This is a genomic window from Bradyrhizobium sp. UFLA05-109 (assembly GCF_054185165.1).
In genome coordinates this window covers 1-19,170 of sequence record NZ_JBBIAR010000113.1, presented here as the reverse complement: position 1 = coordinate 19,170, position 19,170 = coordinate 1, and the positions used below count along the sequence as shown (strand labels likewise).

At 65.1% G+C, this 19,170-nt stretch carries 18 protein-coding genes; 7 read left to right on the top strand and 11 right to left on the bottom strand.

What is annotated here, in order from left to right; all coding sequences use genetic code 11:
- A partial coding sequence (gene argG / locus Q3C01_RS43005) for an argininosuccinate synthase (protein WP_458151385.1) occupies positions 1 to 1,000 on the top strand: 1,000 nt, incomplete at its 5' end.
- Between the two features lie 206 nt (positions 1,001 to 1,206).
- On the opposite strand, the gene Q3C01_RS43000 is transcribed toward argG, so the two are convergent.
- From Q3C01_RS43000 to sdhC, 9 genes are all read right to left on the bottom strand, one after another.
- On the bottom strand, positions 1,207 to 3,198 hold the full coding sequence (locus Q3C01_RS43000; RefSeq protein WP_458151384.1) for an OmpA family protein: 1,992 nt from the start codon (positions 3,196 to 3,198) through the stop codon (positions 1,207 to 1,209).
- Positions 3,199 to 3,377: 179 nt separating this feature from the next.
- Positions 3,378 to 3,620 (bottom strand): hypothetical protein, encoded by a 243-nt coding sequence (locus Q3C01_RS42995; protein WP_458151383.1) that lies wholly within the window; start codon positions 3,618 to 3,620, stop codon positions 3,378 to 3,380.
- An 86-nt stretch (positions 3,621 to 3,706) separates the two neighbouring features.
- Positions 3,707 to 4,093 carry a VOC family protein gene (locus Q3C01_RS42990; protein ID WP_007598770.1) on the bottom strand — a complete coding sequence of 129 codons (387 nt, stop codon included), beginning with the start codon at positions 4,091 to 4,093 and terminating at the stop codon, positions 3,707 to 3,709.
- 24 nt (positions 4,094 to 4,117) lie between these two features.
- A complete protein-coding gene (locus tag Q3C01_RS42985; RefSeq protein ID WP_458151382.1) occupies positions 4,118 to 4,966 on the bottom strand; it encodes an FkbM family methyltransferase in 849 nt (282 codons plus the stop codon).
- 198 nt (positions 4,967 to 5,164) lie between these two features.
- The gene (locus Q3C01_RS42980) at positions 5,165 to 7,303 is read right to left on the bottom strand and encodes an ATP-binding protein (RefSeq protein WP_458151381.1); all 2,139 of its coding nucleotides are present in this window, start codon (positions 7,301 to 7,303) and stop codon (positions 5,165 to 5,167) included.
- Between the two features lie 198 nt (positions 7,304 to 7,501).
- The gene (locus Q3C01_RS42975; protein ID WP_458151380.1) at positions 7,502 to 8,284 is read right to left on the bottom strand and encodes a succinate dehydrogenase iron-sulfur subunit; all 783 of its coding nucleotides are present in this window, start codon (positions 8,282 to 8,284) and stop codon (positions 7,502 to 7,504) included.
- A 24-nt stretch (positions 8,285 to 8,308) separates the two neighbouring features.
- Positions 8,309 to 10,144 (bottom strand): succinate dehydrogenase flavoprotein subunit, encoded by a 1,836-nt coding sequence (sdhA, locus tag Q3C01_RS42970; protein WP_458151379.1) that lies wholly within the window; start codon positions 10,142 to 10,144, stop codon positions 8,309 to 8,311.
- Positions 10,145 to 10,147: 3 nt separating this feature from the next.
- Positions 10,148 to 10,552, bottom strand: coding sequence for a succinate dehydrogenase, hydrophobic membrane anchor protein (gene sdhD, locus Q3C01_RS42965; protein ID WP_283039031.1), 405 nt, complete (start codon positions 10,550 to 10,552; stop codon positions 10,148 to 10,150).
- Positions 10,549 to 10,947, bottom strand: coding sequence for a succinate dehydrogenase, cytochrome b556 subunit (gene sdhC, locus Q3C01_RS42960; RefSeq protein ID WP_458151378.1), 399 nt, complete (start codon positions 10,945 to 10,947; stop codon positions 10,549 to 10,551). The genes sdhD and sdhC overlap by 4 nt, the downstream gene beginning before the upstream one ends.
- Positions 10,948 to 11,472: 525 nt before the next feature.
- Between sdhC and Q3C01_RS42955 the strand changes: the two genes are divergently transcribed.
- A complete protein-coding gene (locus tag Q3C01_RS42955) occupies positions 11,473 to 12,333 on the top strand; it encodes a sulfite exporter TauE/SafE family protein (protein WP_458151377.1) in 861 nt (286 codons plus the stop codon).
- A 154-nt stretch (positions 12,334 to 12,487) separates the two neighbouring features.
- Here Q3C01_RS42955 and Q3C01_RS42950 read toward each other — a convergent pair whose 3' ends face one another.
- Complete coding sequence (locus Q3C01_RS42950) at positions 12,488 to 14,017, bottom strand: malonate--CoA ligase (protein WP_458151376.1); 1,530 nt, start codon at positions 14,015 to 14,017, stop codon at positions 12,488 to 12,490.
- 86 nt (positions 14,018 to 14,103) lie between these two features.
- On the opposite strand from Q3C01_RS42950, the gene Q3C01_RS42945 reads away from it, so the two are divergent.
- The 4 genes from Q3C01_RS42945 (at position 14,104) to Q3C01_RS42930 (ending at position 17,388) form a co-directional block, all read left to right on the top strand.
- Positions 14,104 to 14,865: an SDR family oxidoreductase gene (locus Q3C01_RS42945; protein WP_458151375.1), complete on the top strand. Its 762-nt coding sequence runs from the start codon at positions 14,104 to 14,106 to the stop codon at positions 14,863 to 14,865.
- Between the two features lie 358 nt (positions 14,866 to 15,223).
- Complete coding sequence (locus tag Q3C01_RS42940) at positions 15,224 to 15,778, top strand: fasciclin domain-containing protein (RefSeq protein WP_458151374.1); 555 nt, start codon at positions 15,224 to 15,226, stop codon at positions 15,776 to 15,778.
- Positions 15,779 to 15,962: 184 nt separating this feature from the next.
- The gene (locus Q3C01_RS42935; protein ID WP_458151373.1) at positions 15,963 to 16,592 is read left to right on the top strand and encodes a cytochrome b/b6 domain-containing protein; all 630 of its coding nucleotides are present in this window, start codon (positions 15,963 to 15,965) and stop codon (positions 16,590 to 16,592) included.
- Between the two features lie 13 nt (positions 16,593 to 16,605).
- The gene (locus Q3C01_RS42930; protein ID WP_458151372.1) at positions 16,606 to 17,388 is read left to right on the top strand and encodes a molybdopterin-dependent oxidoreductase; all 783 of its coding nucleotides are present in this window, start codon (positions 16,606 to 16,608) and stop codon (positions 17,386 to 17,388) included.
- Positions 17,389 to 17,488: 100 nt separating this feature from the next.
- On the opposite strand, the gene Q3C01_RS42925 is transcribed toward Q3C01_RS42930, so the two are convergent.
- Entirely contained in the window at positions 17,489 to 18,706 is a 1,218-nt protein-coding gene (locus tag Q3C01_RS42925; protein WP_458151371.1) for a YbfB/YjiJ family MFS transporter, read from the bottom strand.
- Positions 18,707 to 18,838: 132 nt separating this feature from the next.
- Here Q3C01_RS42925 and Q3C01_RS42920 point away from each other — a divergent pair.
- A partial coding sequence (locus Q3C01_RS42920; RefSeq protein ID WP_458151370.1) for an isocitrate/isopropylmalate family dehydrogenase occupies positions 18,839 to 19,170 on the top strand: 332 nt, incomplete at its 3' end.

The following is a 19,170-nucleotide window of genomic DNA, read 5'->3' as shown; positions in this document are numbered from 1 at the left end:
GCTGGTTGCCGCGATGAAGGAGGACGGCGTCAACATCTGGGGCGACGGCTCGACCTTCAAGGGTAACGACATCGAGCGCTTCTATCGCTACGGCCTTCTGACCAATCCGAGCCTGCGCATCTACAAGCCCTGGCTCGACCAGCAGTTCATCGACGAGCTCGGTGGCCGCGCCGAAATGTCGGCGTTCATGACCGCCCAGGGTTTTGCGTACAAGATGAGCGCGGAGAAGGCGTACTCGACCGACAGCAATCTGCTCGGCGCCACGCACGAGGCGAAGGATCTCGAGAGCCTCGACAGCGGCATCAAGATCGTCAATCCCATCATGGGCGTGCCGTTCTGGCGCGACGACTGCGCGGTCAAGGCCGAGAAGGTGGTGGTGCGTTTCCAGGAGGGCCAGCCCACGGCGCTCAACGGCCAGACCTTTGCCGATCCGGTCGCGCTGTTCCTGGAAGCCAATGCGATCGGCGGTCGCCATGGCCTCGGCATGAGCGACCAGATCGAGAACCGCATCATCGAGGCCAAGAGCCGCGGCATTTACGAGGCGCCCGGCATGGCGCTCCTGCACATCGCCTATGAGCGCCTCGTCACCGGCATCCACAACGAGGACACGATCGAGCAATACCGCATCAGCGGCATGCGCCTGGGCCGTCTGCTCTATCAGGGCCGCTGGTTCGACTCGCAGGCGCTGATGCTGCGCGAGACCGCGCAGCGCTGGGTCGCGCGCGCCGTCACCGGCGAGGTGACGCTGGAACTGCGTCGCGGCAACGATTATTCGATCCTGAACACGGAAAGCCCCAACCTGACCTATGCGCCTGAGCGGCTCAGCATGGAGAAGGTCGAGGACGCGGCGTTCACGCCGGCCGACCGCACCGGCCAGCTCACCATGCGCAACCTCGACATCGCCGATACCCGCACCAAGCTCAAGCTCTACGCTGAGAACGGCTTGCTGTCGGGCGGCGAAGGCTCGCAGATCTTCAGGCTCGAGAGCGACAAGGGCTAGAATCCTCGCTCGTGTCCCGGACGCGATGCAGCGCGAAGCGGTGCGTCGCAGAGCCGGGACCCAGAATCTCGATCCAATTGCATCGATAGTAGATGGGCCTCGGCTCAGCAGCGCATCACTTCGTGCTGCGCCGCGTCCGGGGCACGAGAGTGCAAGAAACAAAAATGGCCGGGATCGCTCCCGGCCATTTTCTCTTTGCGATATTCTTACTGCCGCGGCGGTGGTGCCGCGTTGGCTTGGCCGCCGTTGAGCAGCGGGGTGATGCGGCGGACGGTGACGCGACGGTTGATGCGGCTCGGGCCGTCGGTCTGCTCCTTCAGGTACTGCTTGCCGTAGCCCTGCGAGGTCAGGTTCTCCGCGGGCACACCAAACTGCTGGGTCAGCAATTCGGCCGCGGCCTGCGCCCGGCGATCCGACAGCGACAGATTGTCGACGTCGTTACCGACCGCGTCGGTGTGGCCCTCGATCAGGAACACCTCCTGCGGATTGGCCTGGATCGCCTGGTTGATGCCGTCGGCGATCACCTGGAGCCGCGCCGCCTGGTCGGGCGGAATGATCCACGATCCCGTCTCGAAGTTGATCGTGTTGACGTCGATGCTCGGCATCTGCATGCGAACGTTCGGCGAGTAGCGGATCTCATCGAGCGAGTAGCGTCGATCGATCCGTTGCACCGGCGGGGCGCGCATCGTGTCGTAGATCACCTGCGGGGACGCCTCCTCGGCGTCGACGATGTAGCGATCGTAGGGGATGCTGACCACCGGCGGCGGCACGTCGACATAGAAGCCGCCGACCGCCCGCGGATCGCGGTAGGTGTTGTCGATGATCACGATCTCGCGTCCGCGCGGGTCCCTGCGGATTCGCCGCAGCAGACTGCCGTCTGGACCGACCACCGTGATCACCTCAGTGCCATCAGGACGGATCACGACGGTGCGGGTTTCGCCGCCGACCGTCTCGGTTCGGATGTCGCGGGCGCCATAGCGGAAGCGATAGAGATCGTTGCCGCGGACATATTCCTGACCGCTGGGGTCGCGGATGATGATGCGGTCCGGCTCGGTGTAGATGGTGCGGCCGCCTTCGACGACCTCCTGTCGCTGGTTGCGGTAGTCCGCGATCGTCGCACCGATGACAGCGCCGGCCACCACGCCTGCACCGATCGCAAGCGGCGTCAGGTCACGCTGCGGCGGGCGCGGCGGGGGCGGTAGCGGCGCTGCGACCGCGGGCGCGGCCCGGAACGCCGGAGCAACCGTCGGCGGCGCGTATTGCGCCCTGTTGGGCGGCGGCGCTGCGGCTGGCGTGCCAGGCACGACAGTTGGCGCCGCGGCGCCGGCGGGAGGAGTTATGGGCCGGGCTGGCGCGCCCGCCTGCGGCGCAGGCGGAGTTCCGGCAGCGGGCGCGCCCGCAGGCGGCGTGCCGGCCGGCGGTGTTGCGCCCTGACGGCCGGTTGGCGGCGTCGCTCCGCCTGGAGCGGGTGTTGCGGTCGGTGCTGGCGCCGCTCCTGGCGCCGCTCCTGGCGCGGGCGTCGGGCTCGTACGCACGGGCGGCGGTGGGGTCGGCGTACCGCCCGGGGCCGGCGTCGCAGTCGGTGGAGGCGTCGGCGTGGCGCGGGTCGTTGGCGCTGCCGGTGCCGGCGTTGGCAAGGGCGCGACCCGTCCCGGAGGCGCGGCCGCCGGAGGAGGTGGCGGAGTCGGTGTCGCTCGCGTGGTTGGGGGCGGTGGAGGTGGCGGCGTTGGCGTGGGCGTCGGAGCCACGCGCGAGGGCGCCGCGGCCGGAGGCGGCGGTGTCGGGGTCGGCGCATGCTGCTGCGGAGCCGGCGCCGGGGGCGCTGACGGTTGCTTCGGGGCCGCAGACGGCGGCGGAGGAGGTGGCGGTGCCGGCCGCGCGGGCGCCGGCGGCGTCGGCGGTGGTGTCGGGGCATGCGGAGGTGCAGCCGTCGGTGGCGGCGCGCTCGGACGCTGGGGAGCCGCGGGCGGTGGCGGCGGCGCGGTCGGTGCCGGGCGAGCCGCGGGCGGTTGTTGCGCGGGCGGCGCCTTCGGCTGCTCCCGGGATGGCTGCTTCGGTTTTCCGTCAGGGCCGACTTCGCCTTGCGGCTGCGCCTGCGCGATCACGATGGGCGCGCTTTGCGCGTGCGATGTGGAGCTTGCGAATGGCAGCGCGGTCAGAGCCGTCGTGGCAAGCAGCACGAAGCGAAATTGGGTCATGTGGTGAGATCCTAGCGAAGGTTCTGTAGAGTTTTTTGGAAGTTCAGTGTTGCGATCAACGGATACGCGTTAGGCCGGATTGTGGCGGGCGAACCAGCCGCGTCTCGATTTATTTCTGCATGCAAATCACTTCAGAACATCGACGTTCATTGCGCATTCAGGCCCATCTTGCAATCGCCTCACATGTGAGGTTGCGACAAATTCGCGTCCGTTGCGGGATTGGGCGTGCGCGGCCCGTTCGGTCCGCGCGGCGGAATCTCCTCCGGGACACGGCCGGGCAATTCATCGGGTCGCGGTGATTCGCCGGGCTCGCGCACCGGCGGTGCGATATCAGGCTGCGGATTGCCCGGCGGAATTCCCGGTGGCGGCTCACTCGGTGTGCCCGGTGTTGCCGGCGGAATCTCCGGGGGTTCGATCGGCATCATGCATCATCGACATGTCGTTGCTCGAAAGACGGTAACGTTGCCGATGCATCGATGTTCCCGTCCACCGTGATGATGGAACAGACTCATTCGGGCGCGTGACAGACGGCTTCGATGTTGTGACCATCGGGGTCGAGCACGAATGCACCGTAATAAGTCGGATGATAATGCGCGCGAATGCCCGGCGGCCCATTGTCGCGACCGCCGGCCGCGATGGCGGCTTTGTAGAATGCATCCACCGTGGCGCGATCCTTGGCGAGAATGGCGACATGCACGGGCTTGTTCAACGCACCTTCGCCGCCGATCCAGAAGTCCGGCTTGCCGTCGGCGCCAAAGCCCGCGGCGGGATCGTGGCCGGTCTGCTCCTGCGTGACCTCCATGATCAGGCTGTAGCCGAGTGGAGCCAGCGCCTTGGCATAGAACGCCTTGGCCCGCTCATAGTCGGAAACCGGAAAACCCATGTGATCGATCATCGGAATCTCCGTCGTTGACTGTCGTCAGCGCGACAGGAAGGTGTTGCTCCGCGTCCTCTTCGTGATGGCGAAGCCGCGCGCGATCATGTCTGCAATACAATCCTCGCGCCATTCGTTTTGTGACAGATGCTCGATCACGACAGCGCGTGGCCATAGCGATTGCGGCGCATCGCGGAAGAAGCCGATCAGCACGCGGTCTTCAAAGCCCTCGACGTCGATCTTGAGGGCATCGACCTTCGTGACGCCGGACTCCTGGAGGATGCGTATCAGCCGTAACGACGGCACTTTGATGGCCCTTGCCGTCGCCGTGCCCGTCACGACATGGCTGGCGCCGAGATTGTCGCCGTCGGTCTCGATCATCAGCTCGCCGTCGGCTTCGCCTGCCGCGGCCTGGACGAGCCGGACCTGCGTTGATCCTCGGGTCGATCCTTGGATCGATCCCGACGCTGCGTTGTTGAACGAGAGTCGCGCGAAGGTCGTGGGATGCGGCTCGATCGCGACGACCTTGCCCTGCGCGCCGACGTGGCGCGCCATTACCAGCGCAAATGTGCCGACATTGGCGCCGACGTCGACGAACACGCCACCGCTCGGCGTATGCTGGCGCAGGAAGTCGAGCTCGTCGAGATTGTAGTCGGGGTTGAACAGCGCGCCGCGCTCGGTCGCGCTCGCCTGGTGATGGAAGCGAAACGAGGCGCCCTGATATTGCACGTCGATGGGACCTGCGCGCAGCAAATTAACCAGCCGCGACAGCCACGGGCGGAACGCACCGCGCTTCAGCCCGGAGCGGTGCGCAAGCGAAATGATCGCAGCCTGCGCCGCATTGGGCGCGAACGCGCCGAACGGCGCGGGCGTGGGGGCGGTATCAGGCGTCAAGCAGAAGTCCTCGTTGCAAGCGGCGCATGCATAGCCGGTTTTGCCCCCGACTCCAACGTCGCGGCCGGGGAATGTAGCCCGGATGGAGCCAACGGGTCGCGCGAATGCGCGCCCGATGACAGGCTCCGCGAAATCCGGGAGCCGGCGTGAGTCGTTCCCGGATTACGCTTTCGCTCCATCCGGGCTATGGACCTTGAGTTACTCCGCAGCGCCGTCCCGCACGCGGCGCAGCCGTGCGGCCTTGTACAGTATGCGCGACAGTGCCTCGATGGAGTAAGGCTTTTGCAGCAGCTCGAAGCCGAAACTGCCGTCCTGCGCCAGCACGTGGCTGTAGCCGCTGGTGAGCACGATAGGCACGTCGATGCCGCGGTCGCGGATCGCATGCGCGAGATCGAGTCCGGTCATACCCGGCATCACCACGTCGGAGAACACCACGTCGAAGCGGTCCGCGTCCACCGTCAGCTCGGCGAGCGCATCGCTGGCATTGTCGACCAGCGTGACGCTGTAACCGAGCTCGGTAAGCCCGTCGGCGGCGAAATTGGCCACCTCGATATTGTCCTCGACGACCAGCACCGACATGCCGCTGCCGGCCACTGCGGGCGCGGTGTCGGGCGCCTGCCGCTGTGGTAGCAACTCGGCGGGCACGCGCGGCAGGAAGAGCATGAAGGTGCTGCCGCGACCGACCTCGCTCGCAACCGTCACCTCGCCGCCGGACTGCTTGACGAAGCCGAACACCTGCGACAGGCCAAGCCCGGTGCCCTGGCCGATCTGCTTGGTGGTGAAGAACGGCTCGAAAATGCGGTCGAGCTGGCCTGCGGGAATGCCGGACCCGGTATCGGTGACCGTGACGGTGATGAAGCCATTGCTGCCGACGAGATGTACCAGGCTGTCGGGAATGGCTGTTGCAGCCTCCACCGTGAACGTGATCCTGCCGCGGCCCTGCATCGCATCGCGCGCATTGACCGCCATGTTGAACAGCGCCGTCTCGAACTGGCCGGCATCAGCGTCGACGAGAAAGGACTCCGCCGGCAGCCGCATCACGATCTCGATGGCCGGTCCCGTCAGCGTCGCGATCATGTCGCGCAGCGACTGCACGCGTGTGCCGACGTCGAACACCTCGGGCTTCAGCGTCTGCCGCCGCGCGAAGGCCAGGAGCTGCGAGGTCAGCTTTGCGGCGCGCGCGACCGCATCCGTGATGGCGTTGATGTAGCGCTGCCGCCGCTCCTCCGACAATTGCGGCCGGTTCAACAGGTCGATGGAGGCGCGGATCACGGTCAGCAGGTTGTTGAAGTCGTGCGCCACGCCGCCGGTGAGCTGTCCGAGTGCCTCCAGGCGCTGGCTGTGCTTGAGCGCCTCCTCGGCGTCGCGCCGTCGTGCCGCTTCGGCCTGGAGGTTCTGCGTGCGCCGGAATGCCAGCGCGAGGATGAAGAAGAGCAGGGCCGTCGCAGGCAGGCCGAAGATCAGGTGCTGGCCCATGGTGGCGAGCCAGCGCGACCGGATCGCCGAGGTCTCGAACCCCGCGCTGACATAGATCGGATATTCGGCGACGCGCTTGTAGCCGATGCGCCGCTCGATCCCGTCGGCGGGCCAGGCGATGGTCATCAGCCCGTGCTCGGGGCTCAGCGCGATCTTCCGGCCGACCGGCCCGCCCGGATCGAGGCGGACGTCGTGGTCGAGGTGCGGATAATGCGCCAGCAGGACGCCATCGGTCCGTCCCATGGCGAAGAAGCTGCCGGGATCGCTACCGATGCGCGCATAAAAGCTCTCGAAATATTCGGGAAACACCGAGGCCTGGATCACGCCGATGAAGCTGCCGTCGTCGGACTCGCGGCGGCGGCTCACGCCGAAGAAGCGGGCGCCCTGATAGGGCTGGCGTGGCGTCAGCGGCGTCCCGATGAACGTGCCGATGTTCTGGTCGACATGGGCGTTGAAATAGTCGCGGTCCGCGAAGCTGAGCTGCGGCGCCGGCGACAACAGGCTGTTGACCAGTGCATGGCCCTGCGCATCGAACATCCAGGCGGATTTGAGCTGTGGCAGCGAATCGGTCAGCCGCTTCAGGCGCAGATGCAGCGCCGGCTCGCGCGACCGGATCGCCTCGTCCGACAGGCCGCGCACCACCTCGTTGAGTTCGGCGAGGCTGCGGTCGATGGTCTCGAACACCTTGAGCGCATGCTCATGGGCGACGTCGAGCGTACGCTCGATCTCGCGGTCGGCGATGTCGTTGGTCGAATTGTAGGAGATCGCCGAGGCGATGATGAACAGCGCAATCGGCAGCGCCAGGGATGCCGCCATCATCCACTGTAGCAGTTTCAACGAATTGCGTTGCGCGCCCTGCACAGTCGCTCCTGACCCGGAACGAAGCTTACTTGAATTTCCCGCAGGGAAGGAAGTGGCTTGTGATGGGAACCTTTGGTTGCAGCCGGAGCGATGCCGCGCGCAAAGGATGCGCCAGTAGCAATCTTATGTTAAGCTACCACAGGTGGCAATACGGCCGCGGCACTCGCAGCGGCCGCGGCGGATGCATAAAAAGTTCGCTTAAACCTGTCGCTCGACGAGCTTCAGCTTCAGCTCGGCGATCGCCTCTGCGGGGTTGAGGCCTTTCGGACAGGCCTTGGCGCAGTTCATGATGGTGTGGCAGCGGTAGAGCCGGAACGGGTCCTCTAGATTGTCGAGCCGCTCGCCGGTCGCCTCATCGCGCGAATCGGATACCCAGCGGTTGGCCTGGAGCAGGGCGGCGGGGCCGAGATAGCGCTCGCTGTTCCACCAGTAGCTCGGGCAGGAGGTCGAGCAGCAGGCGCAGAGAATGCACTCGTAGAGGCCATCGAGCTTCTCGCGGTCCTCGTGGCTCTGGCGCCATTCCTTCTGCGGCGTCGGCGAGGTCGTCTTCAACCACGGCTCGACGGATGCATATTGCGCGTAGAAATTGGTGAGGTCGGGGACGAGGTCCTTCACCACCGGCTGGTGCGGCAGCGGGTTGATCTTCACCGCGCCGTCCTTCACGTCGTGCATCGAGCGGGTGCAGGCGAGCGTGTTCTGGCCGTCGATGTTCATGGCACAGGAGCCGCAGACGCCCTCGCGGCAGGAGCGGCGGAAGGTCAGCGACGGGTCGATGTGGTTCTTGATCCAGATCAGGCCGTCCAGCACCATCGGACCGCAGTCGTGGGTGTCGACGTAATAGGTGTCGACGCTCGGATTCTTGCCGTCGTCCGGGTTCCAGCGGTAGACGCGGAACTCGCGAAGCTCAGTCGCGCCCGCGGGCTTCGGCCAGGTCTTGCCGCCAGTGATCTTCGAGTTCTTTGGAAGTGCGAATTCAACCATTTTCGATCAGGCCTTCGCTTTCGCTCAGTACACGCGCGCCTTCGGCGGGATGTACTGCACGTCGTTGGTCATTGTGTAGTTGTGCACCGGGCGGTAGTCGATCGTGACCTTGGCGGCATCGTCGAGCCAGGCCAGCGTGTGCTTCATCCAGTTCTTGTCGTCACGCGCGGAATAGTCCTCGCGGGCATGTGCGCCGCGGCTCTCGGTGCGGTTGGCGGCCGAGTTCATCGTCACCACCGCCTGCGAGATCAGGTTGTCGAACTCGAGCGTCTCGACGAGGTCCGAATTCCACACCAGCGAGCGGTCGGACACCGCGATGTCGGTGATGCCGCCATGGACCTTCTGGATCAGGTTCTGGCCTTCGCTCAGGACCTCCCCGGTGCGGAACACCGCGCAATTGTTCTGCATCACATGCTGCATGCCCTCGCGCAGCTTCGCGGTCGGGGTGCCGCCGGAGGCATAGCGGTAGTGGTCGAGGCGGCCGAGCGACTGCTCGGCCGAGTTCGCCGGCAACTCCGGCTGCTTGCCGTTGGCGGTGAGCTTCTCGGCGCAGCGCAGCGCCGCGGCGCGGCCGAACACCACCAGGTCGATCAGCGAGTTGGAGCCGAGGCGGTTGGCGCCGTGCACGGAGACGCAGGCCGCTTCGCCGATCGCCATCAGTCCGGCAATCACGGCGTTGTCCTCGCCGTCCTTTTTCGTCAGCACCTCGCCGTGATAATTCGTCGGGATGCCGCCCATGTTGTAGTGCACGGTCGGCACGATCGGGATCGGCTCGCGCGTCACGTCGACATTGGCGAAGATCTTGGCCGACTCGGAGATGCCCGGCAGGCGCTCCTGCAGGACCTTCGGATCGAGATGGTCGAGATGCAGGAAGATGTGATCCTTCTTCTTGCCGACGCCGCGCCCCTCGCGGATCTCGATGGTCATCGCGCGCGAGACGACGTCGCGCGAGGCGAGGTCCTTGGCCGACGGCGCGTAGCGCTCCATGAAGCGCTCGCCTTCGGAGTTGACGAGATAGCCGCCTTCGCCGCGCGCGCCTTCGGTGACGAGACAGCCCGAGCCGTAGATGCCGGTCGGGTGGAACTGCACGAACTCCATGTCCTGGAGCGGCAGGCCGGCGCGCAGCACCATGCCGCCGCCGTCGCCGGTGCAGGTATGGGCCGAGGTGCAGGACGCGTAGGCGCGGCCATAGCCGCCGGTCGCCAAAATCGTGGTCTGGGCGCGGAAGCGATGCAGCGTGCCGTCATCGAGCTTCAGCGCGATCACGCCGCGGCAGGCGCCCTGGTCGTCCATGATCAGATCGATGGCGAAGAACTCGATGAAGAATTCTGCCGCATGGCGCAGCGACTGGCCGTACATCGTGTGCAGCATGGCGTGACCGGTGCGGTCGGCGGCGGCGCAGGTGCGCTGCGCCTGGCTCTTGCCGAATTCCGTGGTCATGCCGCCGAACGGGCGCTGGTAGATCTTGCCATCTTCGGTGCGCGAGAACGGCACGCCCCAATGCTCGAGCTCGTAGACCGCCTCGGGGGCGTGGCGCACCATGTATTCGATCGCGTCCTGGTCGCCCAGCCAGTCCGACCCCTTCACGGTGTCGTACATATGCCAGCGCCAGTCGTCCTTGTGCATGTTGCCGAGCGAAGCGGAGATGCCGCCCTGCGCCGCGACGGTGTGCGAACGGGTGGGAAACACCTTCGTGATGCAGGCCGTGCGCAGGCCCGCCTCGCTGCAGCCGACGACGGCGCGCAGGCCCGCGCCACCGGCGCCGACCACTACGACGTCGTAAGTATGGTCCTCGATCGGATAGGCTTTTCCGTTGGTGGCGGGAGCGCCGTTGCCCTTGCCATTCGTGCTGGCGGCCATGGGTTACACTCCGGATGACAGCTTGAGGATCGCATAGGTCGAGGCGAGCGCCACCGCGATCGAGAAGAAGTTGTTGAGCATGACCGCAACGAGCTTCAGCTTCTCGTTGTGGACGTAGTCCTCGATCACGACCTGCATGCCGATCTTCATGTGCCAGGCGCTGGCGAAGATGAAGAGCAGGAGGATCAGCGCGATCGGCAGCGAGCCGAGAATCTGCGCAGCGCCCGCCTGGTTGCGGCCAAGCAGCATCATGACGACGACGATCACGGGCAGCATCAGCAGCGTCATCGCAACGCCGGTGAGGCGCTGGCGCCAGAAGTCAGACGTGCCGGAATGCGCGGCGCCGAGGTTGCGGACGCGGCCGAGCGGGGTGCGCATGCTACGCTTGGGCGTATCGGTCGTGCTCATCGTCCGCCTCCGATCGCGTAGGCAATGATCCAGATCAGGACAGTGAGCGCGATGCCGCCGATCAGCGCGCCCCAGGTGAGCGCCTCGCGCTCATTGGCCTTGAAGCCGTAGCCGAGGTCCCAGACGAAATGCCGAATGCCGCTCAGCATGTGATGCATCAGCGCCCAAGTGTAGCCGAAAACGATCAGCCGGCCGATGATGCTGCCGGTAAAGGCCTGCACATGGGAGTACGCCGTCGGGCCGGAGGCCGCGGCGATCAACCACCAGGCCAACAGCAGGGTTCCGACATAAAGTGCGATACCGGTAGCGCGGTGGACGATGGACAGCGCCATCGTCAGCGTCCAGCGATAGACTTGCAGGTGGGGTGAAAGCGGTCGTTCGATCCGTGCGGTCATGGGCGGCTTTGGTGTTTTATTGCGGCCCAGCATAGGGCGCGCGGGGATCGCGAAAGGTCGGCCCTATTTACGGAGTCGAATCTATCCGCGCAATCACCAAATAGCCATAAAGCGAACTGCCGTTCAGCCTTAGGGGGGTGATCAAGCAAGGCTGATCAGGGGCTTGGTATACCAGAGCGAGATCGGGATGTTGAAGAAATGAACTCAGTTTCGGCATTTGTAATGCTCAGCTCGCGACTTGAAATCGCAAGAGGATCGTCGTCACGCGAACCAGTCCGTTCATGCTGCAAAGTGGGGTCAAAATAGCCCTGGATGGAACCGCAAAAGAGCCTGCCGCGCCCGTCGCTTGACTGGTTTTCATCCCTCACCATCTCGCCAGGGCGTTTCCGATATGCGTGTCCTGCATTCCGCGCCTGTCGCTTCCGGCACGCGAGCGAGATAGCCTAAAAGTTGCGCACGCATCGCTCTTCGTCTGGGTGCATCGGCCCGGAGGTTCGTCGCTAGCTGGCCGGGGGTACGATTCGCGTGATTGCAGGTCTCAATCTCCAGGACATCGTCGAGCTGGCACTGCTGCTCATCGCGGTCGGCGCGCTCTCGGGCTTTCTCGCCGGCGTGTTCGGCATCGGCGGCGGCGCGATCCTGGTTCCCGTGTTCTACGAATGCTTTCGCATGGCCGGAGTCCCTCTGGAGGTGCGGATGCCGCTCTGCGTCGGCACCTCGCTTGCGGTCATCATCCCGACCTCGATCCGCTCGTTCCAGGCGCATTACAAGCGCGGCGCTGTCGACATGGCGATTTTGCGCGTCTGGTGGCTGCCGATCGTCATCGGCGTCATCGCCGGCAGCGTGGTCGCGCGCTATGCGCCGGAGCGGCTGTTCAAGATCGTGTTCGTCGCCGTCGCCTATTCGGCCGCCGCGCGGCTGATTTTCGCGCGCGAGAGCTGGAAGTTCGGTGACGACCTGCCGACGGGCCCGCTGATGCGTATCTACGGCTTCGTGGTCGGCATCCTCTCGACCCTGATGGGCATTGGTGGTGGCCTGTTCTCCAACCTGCTGATGACCTTCTACGGCCGTCCGATCCATCAGGCGGTCGCGACCTCCTCGGCACTCGCGGTGCTGATCTCGATCCCCGGCGCGCTCGGCTACATCTATGCCGGCTGGCTGGCGGCAGCGCGTTTTCCGTCAGTTGCCGCCCTGCAATTCCCGTTCGCGCTCGGGTTCGTCTCTCTGATCGGCGCTGTGCTGGTGATGCCGATGAGCCTCGTCACCGCGCCGCTCGGCGTGCGAGCCGCGCATGCGATGTCGAAGCGGACGCTCGAGACCGCGTTCGGCTGCTATCTCTTCATTGTCGGCAGCCGGTTTGTGGTGAGTTTGCTTGGCGGGCAATGATGGCTCGTGGCAAGGCGCACACACACACTCAGCTGTCATTGCCCGCGAAGGCGGGCAATCCAGTATTCGCGATTGAACCGAGAAGCTGCGGCGTACTGGATGCCCCGGTCAAGCCGGGGCATGACAGCGAATGTGGTAGCTAGAGGGTGCGCCCCTACTTCTTCGCGTAAATGTCCTTGTACGTATCCCGCAGCACGTTCTTCTGCACCTTGCCCATCGTATTGCGCGGCAATTCGTCGACGACGAAGACGCGCTTGGGCATCTTGAACTTTGCGAGCCGGCCGTCGAGCGCCTTCAGGACCGAGGCTTCGCTGACCTCGGCGCCCTTGCTGCAGACGAGGACCGCCGTGACGCCCTCGCCGAAATCGGCATGCGGCACGCCGATCACGGCGGATTCGATCACGCCGGGCATGGCGTCGATCTCGCTCTCGATTTCCTTGGGGTAGACGTTGAAGCCTCCGGAGATCACGAGATCCTTGCCGCGGCCGAGGATGTGGACGTAGCCCTTGGCGTCGATCTTGCCGAGGTCACCGGTGATGAAGAAGCCGTCGGGGCGGAATTCCGACTTGGTCTTCTCCGGCATGCGCCAATAGCCCTTGAAGACGTTCGGCCCCCTCACCTCGATCATGCCGATTTCTTCGCGCGGCAATTCCTTACCGGTCTCGGGATCGGTGACGCGTGCGGAGACGCCGGGCAGCGGGAAGCCCACCGCGCCTGGCACGCGCTCCCCGTCATACGGGTTCGAGGTGTTCATGTTGGTCTCGGTCATGCCGTAGCGCTCGAGCACAGCGTGCCCGGTGCGATCAGACCATTCGCGATGGGTGTCGGCGAGCAGCGGCGCCGAGCCCGAGATGAAGAGACGCATGTGCTTTGTCGTCTCGCGCGACAGCGCGGAGTTCTGCAGCAGGCGCGTGTAGAAGGTCGGCACGCCCATCAGCACGGTGGCGCGCGCCATCAACTTGATGATCAGGTCGGGGTCGAGCTTCGGCAGGAAGATCATCGACGCCCGCGAAAACAGCGTCACGTTGGTCGCCACGAACAGGCCGTGCGTGTGGTAGATCGGCAGCGCGTGGATCAGCACGTCCTTGTCGGTGAAGCGCCAGTAGTCGACCAGCGTCAGCGAGTTCGAGGCCAGATTGTCGTGGGACAGCATCGCTCCCTTGGAGCGGCCCGTGGTGCCTGACGTGTAGAGGATCGCGGCGAGGTCATCGTTCGCGCGCGGGACGGTGGTGAATTCGCTTTTCGCCTTGTCGGCCGCCTCCGTCAGCGAGCCCCTGCCGTCGGGCCCGAGCGTCTCGACCTTGGCCTTCACCTTGGCGGCTATCGCGGCGATGCCTTCGGCCTTGGAGGGATCGCAGACCACGAGCGATGGCTCGGCGTCCGTGATGAAGTAGTCGAGCTCGTTCAGCGTATAGGCGGTGTTGAGCGGCAGATAGACCGCGCCGGCCCGCACGGTCGCGAGATACAGCACGATGTTGGCGACGGACTTTTCCACCTGCACCGCGACGCGGTCACCCGGTTTTACGCCGCGTTCGACCAGCACATTCGCCATCTGGCCCGCGCGCGCGATCAGCTCGCCATAGCTGATGCGGCTGCCGTCATGGGTCTCGATCGCAAGCCGCGTCGGATCCTTCAGGGCATCGAACAGACGGGAAAACAGATTGGCGTTCGCAGCTTGGTTCATGCAACATCCCTTGCCGGCGAAGGCCGGTCAAAACCGAGGGCTGGATTAGCAAAAACAGCCCCGATGAAGCAACGGAGACAGTTTGCATGACCAAGGAAAGGAAACGCGTGGCCTGGGTCACGGGCGGCGGCAGCGGGATCGGGGAGGCCGGAGCAGAGGCGCTCGCCGCCGACGGCCGGACGGTAGTGGTATCCGGCCGGCGCAAGGACGCGCTGGATGCCGTGGTGGCCAAAATCACCAGGGACGGCGGGGCGGCCGAGGCGATCCCGCTTGATGTCAGCGTTGCCGCCGATGTGCAGAAAGCGGTGGATGCGATCCTGGCGAAGCACGGCCGCATCGACCTCCTGGTCAACAGCGCCGGCATCAATGTTCCCAAGCGCAGCTGGAACGACCTGGAACTGGAGGGCTGGGACAAGCTCGTCGAGATCAATCTCAACGGCGTGCTTTATTGCATGCGCGCGGTGCTGCCGGCGATGCGCAGGCAGCAGGACGGATGCATCATCAACGTCTCGTCCTGGGCCGGCCGCCACGTCTCGAAGATGCCGGGCCCGGCCTACACCACGACCAAGCATGCGGTGCTCGCGTTGACCCATTCCTTCAACATGGACGAGTGCGTCAACGGCCTGCGCGCCTGCTGCCTGATGCCAGGCGAGGTGGCGACGCCGATCCTGAAGCTGCGGCCCGTCGTGCCGAGCGAGGAGGAGCAGGCGAGGATGCTGCAATCCGAGGATCTTGGCCGCACCATCGCCTTCATCGCCTCCATGCCGCCGCGCGTATGCATCAACGAGGTGCTGATCAGCCCGACCCACAATCGCGGGTTCATCCAGACGCCATTGAGCAGGGATTGAGATTGCACTCCGTCGTTGCCCCAATCTCAACTCGTCGCCCCCGCGAAGGCGGGGGCCCATAACCACAGGGAGTGATTTGGCGAAGACTCGTGGTTACCAGTCGCGCACCACAACTACGCCCTGTGGTTATGGGTCCCGGGCTCGCGCTTTGCGCGCCCCGGGACGACGAGCGGAGGATGTGGCGCGCTCACGCCCTTACACGAAAACCCCCACCCAAAGTTTCACGCATCACAATAAATTATTGTCCGAAACCGCTCCGCAAACCGTCCCGTAGTTCGGCCAACGACGGCGCTATCGCCTCACACCTGTCGCAGGTGCCGTTGTTGTTGGACCTCATCCAGATATCGGGAGACTCTCCATGTCGAAGCGTATTGCCTATCTCGCCGCTGCCGCCTTCAGCGCACTCGCCATCACCGCAACCGTCGTCGCGCCGGTTCGCGCCGAGGAAAAGACCGTCATGGTCGGCGGCGCCGCGATGTTCCCCTCCAAGAACATCATCCAGAACGCCGTCAACTCCAAGGACCACACTACCCTGGTGGCGGCGGTGAAGGCCGCCGGCCTCGTGCAGACCCTGGAAGGCAAGGGCCCGTTCACGGTGTTCGCGCCGACCAACGCCGCATTCGGCAAGCTGCCGGCCGGCACCGTCGATACCTTGGTCAAGCCCGAGAACAAGGCGACCCTGACCAAGATCCTCACCTACCATGTGGTGCCCGGCAAGCTCGAGGCCTCCGACCTCACCGACGGCAAGAAGCTCAAGACCGCCGAAGGCGAGGAGCTGACGGTCAAGAAAATGGACGGCAAGACCTGGATCGTCGATGCCAAGGGCGGCAGCTCGATGGTGACGATCACCAACGTCAATCAGTCGAACGGCGTCATCCATGTGGTCGACACCGTGCTGATGCCGGCGACGTAACACCGCAGCACCCCTGTTTCATCCCCGAACAGGACGCGCGAAACGGCGAGCCGGGGGATCCCGGCTCGCTTTTTTGTGACCACGATGTTTCATAGGCATCGATTCGATGCTCATGAGGGCGTAACGAAACCGAAGTTGCCGGCGTATATTTGTTGTCAAGCGACCCCCTGAGGACGGAACCACCATGTCCAGCCTTGCTGCAACCGATGCACCCGCTACCGCCTCGCCGGCGAAGGTCATTCAGCCGGCCTGGGTGCGGGTGATGCACTGGATCAACGCGCTCGCCATGATCCTGATGATCATGTCGGGCTGGCAGATCTACAACGCCTCGCCGCTGTTCAACTTCAGCTTTTCCCGCGACATCACGCTCGGCGGCTGGCTCGGCGGCGCGCTGCTCTGGCATTTTGCAGCGATGTGGTTGCTGATGATTAACGGGCTCGCCTATCTGATCACGGGCTTTGCCACCGGCCGCTTCCGCAAGAAGCTGCTGCCGATCACGCCGTCCGGCGTGCTCCACGACGTCAGGGCGGCGCTGACCTTCAGGCTCGGCCATGACGACCTCACCGTCTACAATTACGTGCAGCGGCTGCTCTATGCCGGGATCATCGTGGTCGGCGTGCTGATCGTGCTGTCGGGCCTGTCGATCTGGAAACCGGTGCAGCTCTACTATCTGGTGATGCTGTTCGGCGACTATCCGACCGCGCGCTACGTCCACTTCTTCTGCATGGCCGCGATCTGCGCCTTCCTCGTGGTCCACGTTGCGCTCGCGTTGCTCGTGCCGAAGAGCCTGCGCGCGATGATCATCGGCCGCTGAGAGGGAGGGAGCCATGGCCAAGCGTTCATTCCTGATCCCCGGCGTCGACAAGCGTCTCCTGATCAAGGATTCGCTCAAGGTGATGCCGGACCTGACCCGCCGCCGTTTCATCACGGGCGGCGCGAGCCTCGGCGCGCTGAGCCTGCTCACCGGCTGCGACGTCGTCGATTCATCGTCGGCTGAAGAAATGCTGAAGACGGTCTCGAAATTCAACGACGCCGTGCAGGCCTTCATCTTCAATCCGGACGCGCTGGCGCCGACCTTCCCGGAAAGCGCGATCACAAAGCCATTCCCGTTCAACGGCTATTACGATCTCGACGAAGCCCCCGAGGTCGACGGCAAGGACTGGAAGCTCGAGGTGCGCGGCCTCGTCGACAACAAGAAATCCTGGACGCTGGACGAGCTCTACCAGCTGCCGCAGGTCACGCAGATCACGCGGCACATCTGCGTCGAGGGCTGGAGCGCGATTGGAAGCTGGACCGGCACGCCGCTCCGCGATTTCCTGAAGCGGATCGGTGCCGATACCCGCGCGAAATATGTCTGGTTCCAGTGCGCCGACAAGGACGGCTACAATTCACCGCTCGACATGCGCAGCGCGCTGCATCCGCAGACGCAGATGACGTTCAAATATGCGAACGACATTCTGCCGCGCGCCTATGGCTACCCCATGAAGATCCGAGTGCCGACAAAACTCGGCTTCAAGAGCCCGAAATACGTGGTCTCGATGGAAGTCACCAACGAGTACAAGGGCGGCTACTGGGAAGACCAGGGATACAATTCGTTCAGCGGGAGCTAGCGTCAGAGATTGTAGGGTGGGCAAAGCGAAGCGTGCCCACCACTTCCGTATCGCGTTAACGACTGATGGTGGGCACGGCGCAAAAGCGCCTTTGCCCACCCTACGACACTGAGCTGTTCGGCCCCACCTTCCGCTGGCACAGCGCCGCCAGCGCACCAAGCGCAAGCAGCGCCGCGGAAACGTTCAGCGCATATGACAGGCTCCCCAGCGCATCCGTGATCGCGCCGACCACGATCGGCCCCACGGTCTGACCGACGCCGAACGAGATCGTCATCGCCGCGATCGCGGTCGGCCATACCTGCGGCGGATAGTTGAAGCGCACGAAGGCCGTCGTCGAACCGACCACGGCAAAGAAGGCGACCCCGAAGACGAGTGCCGAGATGGCGAGCCAGGCCGTCGACGCGCCGAGCATCGGCAGCGCCGCACCGAGCGCATTGGTGCCGAGGATGATCGCGGTTGCGAGTCCGCCGCGGTCGAGCGCGAGCACGCCGCGCCAGGCCCAGGGCGTGGCAAAGGCACTCATCCCGATCAGGCTCCAGAACGCAGCCTGCGCCGCCGCCCCGCCGCCGGCATCGCGCACATAGGCGATCATGAAGGTCATGTAGGCGATGTAGCCCGCGCCGAACAGGAAGTAGCCGGCGAGATAGATCAGGATGGGGAGGATCGCGAACGAGCCGTGCCCTGCCTCGCTGAAGCGCGCCTTGCTCTCGATGCGGATCAGGAACAGCGGGATGGTCATGGCGGCCGAGAGCAGCGTCAGCGCCCACCACACGATCCACCACGAGCCCGGCCCGAAATATTGCAGCGTGAACGGCGCGATCAGCCCTGAGGCGAGGATGCCGATGCCGGGGCCGGCATAGAACAGGCTGAGCAGGAAATTGGCCCTTTCAGGGTGCGACTGCGCGATGGTGGCGGCCAGCGCGCCGCCGGCGACGAAGCCGGCCGCCGCGCCCAGACCCAGCACCAGCCGCGCCAGGCTGAGCGCGATGAAGTCCCCGGTGAGCGCGCAGACTGCCAGGGCCGCGAGGCAGGCCAGCGTTCCGCCGCGGATCGCGGCCGACCAGCCGACCCGCTTGATCAGCCGTGAAGCCATCAGGGCGCCCGCGAGGTAGCCGACGGCGTTGATGGTATTCATGAACCCGGCGGCCGAGTAGGACCAGTTCAGGCTGTCCCGCATGTCCGGCAGCACCAGCGCATAGGCAAAGCGACCGATGCCGAGCCCGACCGTCGCCGCCAGCGACAGTGTCAGGATCAGCCGCGCAGGGCGCGCATCGGGTAGGGGGCGGCGATCTTGAGCGAGGTAGTTTTGGGCGTGCAAGGGATACTCCGGCGAGACCGATTGTGGCAGGCCCCGCCCGGCTTGCACAGCCGCGCCGCGGCAATGGTGTCTTGCCAAGCACGCAACGCCGCTCTAGCACTCCGGCCGAATTCGATCGAAGAGGAACCGATGATGGCGACCCATAAACTGCTGCTGCTCCCCGGTGACGGCATTGGCCCCGAAGTGATGGGCGAGGTGAAGCGGCTGATCGACTGGCTCAATGCGGCCGGGATCGCCAAGTTCGAGACCGACACCGGGCTCGTCGGCGGCGCCGCCTATGACGCGCACAAGGCGTCGATCTCCGAGGGTGACATGGCCAAGGCCAAGGACGCCGACGCCGTCATCTTCGGTGCGGTCGGTGGTCCGAAGTGGGATGCGGTTCCCTACGAGGTGCGCCCCGAGGCCGGCCTGCTCCGGCTGCGCAAGGATCTCGCTCTGTTCGCCAACCTGCGTCCCGCCGTCTG